Below are 8369 nucleotides of genomic sequence, written 5' to 3'. Positions count from 1 at the left end.
ATGGAGGTGATCTACAAGACCAACCGCGAGGCGGCCAAGGTCTTCCCGGTGGTGCTGGATGTGGAGAACCCTGAGTTTGTGTGCCGGCTGCAGAAGTGCGTGGCCAACAACGCCAAGTTGAGGGAGATTGCCCGCGGTTCTGGCCCCTTCAAGGGCCTGCGCAAGCTGCCCCTTTACCTCAACAACGCCTACCAGTTCCTGCGGCTGTTCCTGCTCAAACCGCGCAAAGCTGGCTTTTACTTGTGGGAGCAGCCGGAGCCTCGTTTTGGAGAAGCGGCTGTTTCTGCTTGAGCGGCTCTTGATCCCAGCTCAGTATCGGTAAACCTCGTAGGTCAGCCATGAACATCGCCGCCGAGATTACGCCCCTCTTTTTGTTGGGAACGCTGGCCTTTTTGGGGTGGGGGTTCTGGCGAGCCCGCCAGCGGGGATCCCTGGCTGTCTGGGTGTGGTTCCAGGGATCCCTGCTCCTTTTGCCCTGGGTGGTCTTCCTAGGGCTGCTGCTGTTTGGGGTTTACCTCAGCTTTGCTGGCTTCCTGCTGCTATTGCTGGTGTTCACGGGGCTCTACATTGCCGTGGGGCGCAAAACCCGCCAGTTGGCCCAGCAGGAGCTGCAGGCGCGGCGACAGCAGTTGGCCCAGATGGAGGAGCGGCAGGAAATCCCCTCGGAAGGGGCTGGGGAGACGCCTGTCGAGCAACCTTTGGTCTTGCGGGGCATCTCTGCGGAAGATTTGCAGGCGATTCAATCCATCTTCGGTCTGGACACCTTCTTCGTCACCGAGACCATTCCCTACGGGGAGGGGGCAATCTTCAAGGGCAACCTCCGCCGGGACGCAGAGGTAGTGGTGCCCCTGCTGACAGAAAAGCTGAAGGAGCGGCTGGGCAACCGCTACCAACTGTTTTTGGTGGAAGATGCCTCGGAAAAGCCGGCGGTGGTGGTCTTGCCAGATGAGATCGTCAACTACCGCGCTTCGACAGGGGCACAGATCCTGGCTGCGGGCCTGATGATAGCTAGCTTTCTGGCCACTTTGGAGGTGGGGGCCAACCTGCTGGGCTTCCGGCTGTTAGAGGCGCCGGGGCGCTGGGTGGAGGCCCTGCCGGTGGCGGCGGGGATCTTTGCCATTTTGCTGGTGCACGAGACCGGACACCGCTGGATGGCCGGCAAGTACGGCGTACGCCTCAGCCCAGCTTTTGTTATTCCCAGTTTGGGGATTGGCACGCTGGGATCCCTAAACCGCATCCAGTCGCCGGTGCCCAACCGCAAGGCCCTGTTTGACATTGCCTTTGCCGGCCCGGCGGCGGGGGGTCTCCTTTCCTTGGTGGTGCTGCTGGTTGGCCTGAAGCTCTCCGGCTCCAGTGGCCTATACGTGCCCACGGAGATCTTCCGCAGCTCCATCCTGGTGGGCACGCTGGCGCGGCTGGTGCTGGGATCCCAGTTGCAGGGGGAGCTGGTGCCCATTCACCCCTTCGTGGCCGTGGGCTGGATTGGCTTGGCCATCACCGCCTTGAGCCTGCTGCCGGCGGGCCAGTTGGATGGCGGGCGGATCGTGCAGGCGGTGTACGGGCGGAAGACGGCGGCACGTGCTACGGTCATCACCCTGATTGCTCTGGCAGTGGCAGCCATCAGTAATGTTTTGGCCCTCTACTGGGCGCTGCTGATTCTCTTTATTGCCCGCGAGCCGGAGCGTCCGCCGCAGGATGAGATTACCGAAACCGACGGCCAGCGGGATGCCTTGGCGCTGCTAGCTCTCTTTTTGATGGTGATGACCCTGCTGCCCATTGCCCCAGCCTTGGCGGGCTTCCTCAACCTCCCCAACGGCTAAAGTCTGGGAAGCTCGATGTCGCCGCCGGGAAAGGGCTTTGGTCCCAGCCGAGATAATAGAGAGAAGCACCTGCAGCGCCTGCTGCTTCAGGCTGTCCACCATCACCAGGCGGGGCAACTGCAGGAGGCCATCTCCCTCTACCAACAGGTGTTGCAAGCCCAGCCCGCCCACCCGGAGGCGCTGCACCTCTTGGGGGTCTGTCGGCAGCAGCAGGGATCCCTGGAGGAAGCCATTGCCCTGATGCAGCAGGCCTTGGCGCAGCAGCCGTGGTTTCCCGACGCCCACTTGAATTTGGGCATTGTTCTCAAGCAGGCGGGGCGGCTGGGGGAGGCAAAAGCCCACCTCCAGCGGGCTCTGGAGCAAGGGGGGCCGGATCCGGAAGTTCTGTACCAGTTGGGACTGGTGCTGCGGCAGCAGGGGGAGTTGGAGGCGGCCCTGGTGCCGCTGAGGCAGGCTCTGGAGTTGCAGCCAGACTTTGCCGATGCTGCCTATACGCTGGCCATCCTGCTGCGGGACTGTGGCCGGGAGGAGGAAGCTGCCGAGCTGTTCTACCGCCTCTGGCAAACTGATCCTGCCGATTTGGCGGCGGCCCTGGGCTGGTGTGTCAGCCAGTTGCCCCTGCTCTACGACACCTCTGAGCAGATCCCAGTTGCCCGGGAGCGCTACCGCCAAGCTCTGCAGCAGGTGAAGGCCCGCTGGGCACAACTGCCGCGGGATCCCAAAACCCTAGAGCGGGCAGCTGCTGGTGTTGGCTCCGTCCAACCCTTCTTTTTGCCCTACCAGGGCCAGAACGACCGCGAGCTGCAGCACCTGTACGGATCCCTGGTGGGGGAGGTGATGGCGGCTCGCTACCCGCAGCCCCCCGTTCTCCTGCGGCGCTGTCCTGGGCGGCTTCGGGTGGGTATCGTCTCCGGCCTGTTCCGGGATCACTCTGTTTGGAAGATCCTGACCCACGGCTGGGTAGAAGCTTTGGATCGCTCCCAAGTGGCCCTCTACGGCTTCCACACCTCGGCCGTCCAAGACGAGATTACGCGCTCCCTGCCACCGCGTTTTGAGCAGTTTATAGCCGGATCCCGCAGCTTGGCGGAGTGGCAGGCGGCAATTCGAGGGGCCCAGCTGGACGTGCTCCTCTACCCGGAAGTGGGCATTGACCCGGTCTGCGCCCAGTTGGCCGCCTTGCGTTTGGCCCCTGTGCAGGCCATGGCCTGGGGACATCCGCAAACCTCTGGCCTGCCGACGCTGGACGTTTTCATCAGCAGCGAACTAATGGAGCCGCCGGATGGGACCGGCCACTACACCGAGCAGCTCCTGCCCCTACCCGGCATCGGCACCTACTACATCCCTTTGGACGTTGACCCCGCCCCTGTGGACTGGCAAGCGTGGGGTGTGGATCCCGATAGGGTGCTCTACCTCTGCGCCCAATCTCTGTTTAAGTACCTGCCCCAGTACGACGAGGTCTTCCCCCGCATTGCTCGGGAGGTGGGGCGGTGTCAATTCCTGTTTTTGCGGGGCCGCCTCTCCCAAGGGATCCGCCAGCGCTTCTGGCAACGGCTACAGCGGGCCTTCCGCGCCTACGGCCTGGCCGTAGAAGACTATGTGCTGCTGCTGCCGGAACTCTCCCCCGCCCAATATGCCGCCTACAACGCCCTGGGAGATGTTTACCTGGACAGCATTGGCTGGTCTGGCGGCAACACCACCCTGGAAGCCCTGCCCCACGGGCTGCCCATCGTCACGCTGCCGGGATCCCTAATGCGGGGTCGCCACACCTACGCCATCCTGCAGCAGATGGGGATCCATGCAACCATCGCCTCTAACCTAGATGAGTATGTCCAGATGGCTGTGCGCCTGGGCCTGGATGACTGCTGGCGGGAACAGATGGGCCAGCAGGTAAAAGCCCGCCAGGAGCGCGTCTACCGGGATCCGGCCCCCATCCGCGCCCTGGAAGCCTGGTTGCAAAGTCTAAAGACCTGAGGGTTGGTTTCAGCCTGATAGCCCTAGCGCTAAGTTGCTTGGGCCAGCCCTTCTCCAGCGGGATCCCGGCCTTCCAGACGGCAGAACAGTTGCCGCATCAGCAGCTCCCGTTGGCCCAGCGAGAGATGGGGGGCAAGGGCACTGGGAAAATGAGGCATGGCCAGAGTGACGCGATCCAGCAAGTCGGCGCGGCGGTGCTTTTGCTGGATGGCCCAAGCCCGCTGCACAAGCTCTGCGGCTGTTTCCAGCTCCAGCCCTGCTCGTTCGGCCAGCCAAGCCGCCAATTGCTCCAGATCGGGATCAAAGCGCAGCCGGTACATGTAGATCAGCATGCCGATCCCAAGCACTAGGCCTATGGCGCTGGCCACATAGGCAGCCTTGATGGTAGTTCCCGGCAGATAGGCCACCGCCGAGACGCGCAAGATTTCATAAGGGATGCGAATTAAGCTGTAGCCGACAACATAGGTCCAAACCCAGGTGCCATCCTTAAGCTTGGGAAATCGCCAGAACATCCCCATCAAGAGAGCAAACAGAACCAGGTTAAGGAGGCTCTCGTAGAAAAAGATGGGGTGAAAAAACTCAAACTGGCTGTATTCCGGCTCGCGGGCTTGGGGGGGGATGTATACCCGCAAGGGCCACCTGCTGTCGGGGGGAATAGGGGCACCGTAGGCCTCGGAGTTAAAAAAATTGCCCCAGCGCCCGATGGCTTGGCCCAAGATTAACCCCGGCGTGAGCACATCGGCGTACTTCCAGCCGTTGATCCCGGTGGCGCGGCAATAGAGGCAAAGAGCAAGCGCGCCAGCCAAGATCCCACCGTGGATGATGATGCCTCCCCGCCAGATGGCGAAGGCCGAGAGGGGATCGTCCCTGAACTCTGACCAGTGGGTGAGGACATAGTAGAGGCGGGCGCCCAGAAACCCAGACACCACCAGCCACAGGGCCAGGATCTCGACCCGTTCGCTGGCCTTGCCGGGCTCTTTCTCCAGATGGCGAGCCTCTGCTAGGGCTTTGGTTAGGAGCAGGCCGACCAACACGGCAATAGCCATCAGCAGGCCGTACCAGCGCAGCCCCAGCCCACCTACCAGCGGAGTTTCAGGGGGAAAACGGAAGACAAACTCTCCCGGTGAGCTGAAGGTAAGGCCCAGCAGCCTTGCACCCCATAGGTTCATTAACAGCACGCTCTGCACCTCAAAATCCTCAACTCAGTCCCCCTGTCGATCCAGCTTGCCTCTACTCGCGCAACACATAGCCTACACCGCGCACTGTTTGGATGAGGCGCTTTTCCCCTTGGCCTTCGATCTTGAGGCGCAAATAGCGAATATAAACCTCGATGATGTTGGAGTCGCCCGTAAAGTCATACCCCCACACATGCTCCAAAATCTGTTGGCGGCTGAGCACCTGGCGAGGGTGTTCCATCAAGTAGCGCAGCAGCTCATATTCCTTGGCCGTCAGCTCCACCTGTCGCTCTCCCCGGCTCGCCTGCCGCGTCACCGGATCCAGTGTCAAATCCATAAACACCAACCGGCCGTCGCGGGATCCCTTGGGGTGCTGCAAATAGATCCGTATCCGCGCCAGCAACTCCTGCAGGCTAAAGGGCTTGACCACGTAGTCATCTGCCCCAGCATCCAGCCCTGCCACCCGATCTGCCACCTCGTCGCCGGCGGTCATCAGCACCACGGGCACGCGGTTGCCCGTCAAGCGCAGTTGCCGACAAACCTCCAACCCTGAGATCCCGGGCAACAGCCAGTCCAGCAGCACCAAGTCGGGATTCTGGTCGCGGGCTGCCGCCAACCCTGCCGTGCCATCGCCGACCACACTCACCCGATATCCCCTATAGGCCAGCTCAGTTTCCAGGAAACGGGCCAGTTTGGCCTCATCTTCGATCACCAGAATGTGGGCAGAGGAGGATTCCGGTTCTGGCATACTCTCTCCTCAAAAGAAGAGGCGGGAAACTTGCTCACTGCCCACCAGCATACCTTAGCCGTGGGAACTGGCAGTACTGATCAATCCATCCTGCTCCCGAAGTTGGTTTGCTGAGTGTTGCTACCGTACCCCTTGATTCTTTGACAGGCTGTACCTGAGTTCCTATAAAGATTTTGACCTGTCTAGCAGCCCAGCCTAGCATAGCTCCTGGGACTTCCTTGCTGGCAGTGCTGACGGGATTAGAAAGTTAAGTTTTCCAGGGCTAGAGTTCTTCTCGATCTGCTGATTGCATTCTGCTTGGGGATCTCTAAGCTGTCACTGCTTCCGGTTTTATCTCTGCTAGGAGAAAGAGTAGACGAGATTGGGATCCCTTCCCATCACCCACAAGCTATTAGGGCTGGCAACATAACGGTATGCCGCTCTCTTCTTGCTCGCGCTGTACAGCCGGTCAGCGAGCTCCGCAATCTCCAAATGTAACGCAAGCCGTTCTAGCCAGGCGACAGGAATTCCTTGTACACCATAGTACGCTCCTGCCACTTGCCCACATACCGCAGCGGTTGTGTCGGCATCGTTGCCTAGATTTGCCGCCATGAGAACCGCTTCCTCAAAACTGTGGGAACGAACAAAACACCACATCGCCGCTTCCAGACTGTCCACCACATACCCGGAGCCTCGTATCTCATCTTCCAGCTTTTGACGGTAGGCTCCGCGGGCAATCGCAACGATCTTCTCGGCCCCCACGAATGTCTGGCTGTCACCCAGGGCAACCTCATCCTTTGAGCTGCCAGATAATGCCCGACAAATGATCCGCGCCAAAAGACGACAAGCATCTAGGCATTCCGCCGCACCGTGAGTAATTCGGGAACTCTCCGCTGCAAATCGTTCTGCTGCTTCCAGGTTCGGGAAGAAGAACATAGGAATCGGCGCTAACCGCGTTATGCACCCATTGCCGGCTGAGCGCGGATCGCTTGACCCGGCAAAGGGGTTTCCTGTCTGGCGAAACCTGCGCAATGCAGAGGCGGTCGTAGAACCTATGTCGAAGCATGTCCCAGTACTGCTCAAGTAACCCGTCTCGGCCCACTTGCAATAACGCCTCATTTGATCATGAGCGTCGAACCCGTTGCACTCAACAAGGCTGGTTGCTAGGCAAAGCGCCATCGAAGTATCATCAGTCCACTGGCCTGCACGGAGATGGAATGGACCTCCGCCAACCATATCCGTCAGCGGTGTAAAGCTTCCCCGTGGACGAAACTCAACGGTAGTGCCGATAGCATCCCCAACGGCAAGACCGAGAAGACACCCACGGAAACGGTCTTGTTGCTGCATCTGCGTTCTCCCAAGTGGGGTAACGTTTGAGCTCAGTCCGCGGCCCGTCAGGGCCGTCGCGCCTGCAGCGATGAGTTAGGAATACTCAATATCTATTAAAACCTTTCCTTTACTACCAGCACCAACATTCACTTTTACCCCCTCAATGGGGACATCTAGATGGAAGCCTGCCTGCTCATCCATCATAATTTTCATCCGTTTTGCCCCGTGTTCTTTGCCGGCCTTGATTAGGTCAACGGCTACCTTCGATTGCTTCTCTACAGCTTTCCCAGGTTCTAGAAAATCAAAGACCTTATCAGCGATCCAAAAGAACGGAGCATAAATTTGGCCAAGAACAGGAATTTCACGGAGATCTTTGATTGCGCTCCGAAAGCCATCTCTTGTTGTCAGGTCATAGTTGCTTTTCATAATTGGCACTTTGTCAGAAGGACTCCTAACAGTTGAACTCACCCGCCGTCAATGACTTAGAGTGCTGAAGATAGCCTAGCATACAGTCGGGGGCAGTAACTTGTTACACTATGTAAGTTTTTCGCTGTTCGCCTCTACTACCCACCAACCCCAGCGCCCCCTCACCAACAACCTTTGGAGCAGGTCAGTGATGCTCTCCGAGTCAAGCACTACTCCTACCAGACTAAGAAATTTTATCTTCTCCGGATCCGTCGATATATCTTGTTTCACAACAAGCGACACCCCAAGGAGATGGGTGGCGAGCAGATCAATGCCTTCTTAACCCACTTAGCGGTGGAGGAGGGGGTGGCGGCGTCCACGCAGAACCAAGCTCTCAGTGCGCTGTTGTTCCTTTACCGAGAAGTTTTGCGTCTGGAGCTAGACCTTAACCTAGACGCCGTATGAGCCAAGTGCTCACGCTATTTGCTTACGGTCTTAACCCCTGAGGAGGTCAAGGCTGTCATTGTGCATCTGTCTGGGATCTATCGCTTAGTGGTGCAGGTGCTGTATGGCAGTGGCTTGAGGTTGGCAGAAGCTCAGCAGCTCCGGGTTAAAGATGTGGATTTTGCCCAACGGCAACTGGCGATTCGCCATAGCAAAGGGATGGAGAGCCGGTTAACGATGCTGCCAGAAACCCTAGTGGAACCTTTGCAAGAACACTTGCTCTGGGTCCAGCGACAACATCAGCAGGACTTGGAATAAGGATATGGCTCTGTCTATTTGCCCTTTGCTTTGGAGCGCAAGTACAGCCTGTTCAAGAATCAAGGGGTACATTAGATTTCTTTACGCTATACTTTTTTATATTTTGCTCCCAGCTCACGAACAATAGGTACAGCCTGTTAAGGAATCAAGGGGTACAGTAGCAACACTTAGCAAACCAAC

General features: G+C 58.8%; 8 protein-coding genes and 1 pseudogene. 5 read left to right on the top strand and 4 right to left on the bottom strand.

What is annotated here, in order from left to right:
- The 3 genes and pseudogenes from NW852_RS10955 to NW852_RS10945 all read left to right on the top strand — a co-directional run.
- A pseudogene (locus tag NW852_RS10955) lies at positions 1 to 291 on the top strand (magnesium-protoporphyrin IX monomethyl ester cyclase); the annotation flags it as partial.
- A 47-nt stretch (positions 292 to 338) separates the two neighbouring features.
- A complete protein-coding gene (locus tag NW852_RS10950; RefSeq protein WP_414426739.1) occupies positions 339 to 1820 on the top strand; it encodes a site-2 protease family protein in 1482 nt (493 codons plus the stop codon).
- 15 nt (positions 1821 to 1835) lie between these two features.
- Entirely contained in the window at positions 1836 to 3791 is a 1956-nt protein-coding gene (locus NW852_RS10945) for a tetratricopeptide repeat protein (protein WP_414426738.1), read from the top strand.
- A gap of 29 nt (positions 3792 to 3820) precedes the next feature.
- Here NW852_RS10945 and lgt read toward each other — a convergent pair whose 3' ends face one another.
- The 4 genes from lgt to NW852_RS10925 form a co-directional block, all read right to left on the bottom strand.
- Positions 3821 to 4978: a prolipoprotein diacylglyceryl transferase gene (lgt, locus tag NW852_RS10940; protein WP_414370790.1), complete on the bottom strand. Its 1158-nt coding sequence runs from the start codon at positions 4976 to 4978 to the stop codon at positions 3821 to 3823.
- Between the two features lie 43 nt (positions 4979 to 5021).
- Positions 5022 to 5714, bottom strand: a complete 693-nt coding sequence (locus NW852_RS10935; protein ID WP_414366464.1) for a response regulator transcription factor — start codon at positions 5712 to 5714, stop codon at positions 5022 to 5024.
- A gap of 339 nt (positions 5715 to 6053) precedes the next feature.
- A complete protein-coding gene (locus NW852_RS10930) occupies positions 6054 to 7040 on the bottom strand; it encodes an ADP-ribosylglycohydrolase family protein (protein ID WP_414366466.1) in 987 nt (328 codons plus the stop codon).
- A gap of 75 nt (positions 7041 to 7115) precedes the next feature.
- Entirely contained in the window at positions 7116 to 7448 is a 333-nt protein-coding gene (locus tag NW852_RS10925) for a hypothetical protein (protein ID WP_414349069.1), read from the bottom strand.
- 174 nt (positions 7449 to 7622) lie between these two features.
- On the opposite strand from NW852_RS10925, the gene NW852_RS10920 reads away from it, so the two are divergent.
- Positions 7623 to 7892, top strand: coding sequence for a phage integrase N-terminal SAM-like domain-containing protein (locus NW852_RS10920; RefSeq protein WP_414366468.1), 270 nt, complete (start codon positions 7623 to 7625; stop codon positions 7890 to 7892).
- 18 nt (positions 7893 to 7910) lie between these two features.
- On the top strand, positions 7911 to 8189 hold the full coding sequence (locus tag NW852_RS10915; RefSeq protein ID WP_414366470.1) for a tyrosine-type recombinase/integrase: 279 nt from the start codon (positions 7911 to 7913) through the stop codon (positions 8187 to 8189).
- Positions 8190 to 8369 lie beyond the last annotated feature (180 nt).

The sequence above is a fragment of the Synechococcus sp. H60.1 genome (assembly GCF_047462335.1).
Classification (GTDB): domain Bacteria; phylum Cyanobacteriota; class Cyanobacteriia; order Thermostichales; family Thermostichaceae; genus Thermostichus.
Note: the sequence above shows the minus strand (reverse complement) of the source record. Positions and strands in the feature narration are given on the sequence as shown.

What these genes read in the sequence shown, in the direction of transcription:
- NW852_RS10950 (WP_414426739.1), top strand. Translation starts at nt 339, where the DNA reads ATGAACATCGCCGCCGAGATTACGCCCCTCTTTTTGTTGGGAACGCTG.
- NW852_RS10945 (WP_414426738.1), top strand. Translation starts at nt 1,836, where the DNA reads ATGTCGCCGCCGGGAAAGGGCTTTGGTCCCAGCCGAGATAATAGAGAG.
- NW852_RS10935 (WP_414366464.1), bottom strand. Translation starts at nt 5,714, where the DNA reads ATGCCAGAACCGGAATCCTCCTCTGCCCACATTCTGGTGATCGAAGAT.
- NW852_RS10930 (WP_414366466.1), bottom strand. Translation starts at nt 7,040, where the DNA reads ATGCAGCAACAAGACCGTTTCCGTGGGTGTCTTCTCGGTCTTGCCGTT.
- NW852_RS10925 (WP_414349069.1), bottom strand. Translation starts at nt 7,448, where the DNA reads ATGAAAAGCAACTATGACCTGACAACAAGAGATGGCTTTCGGAGCGCA.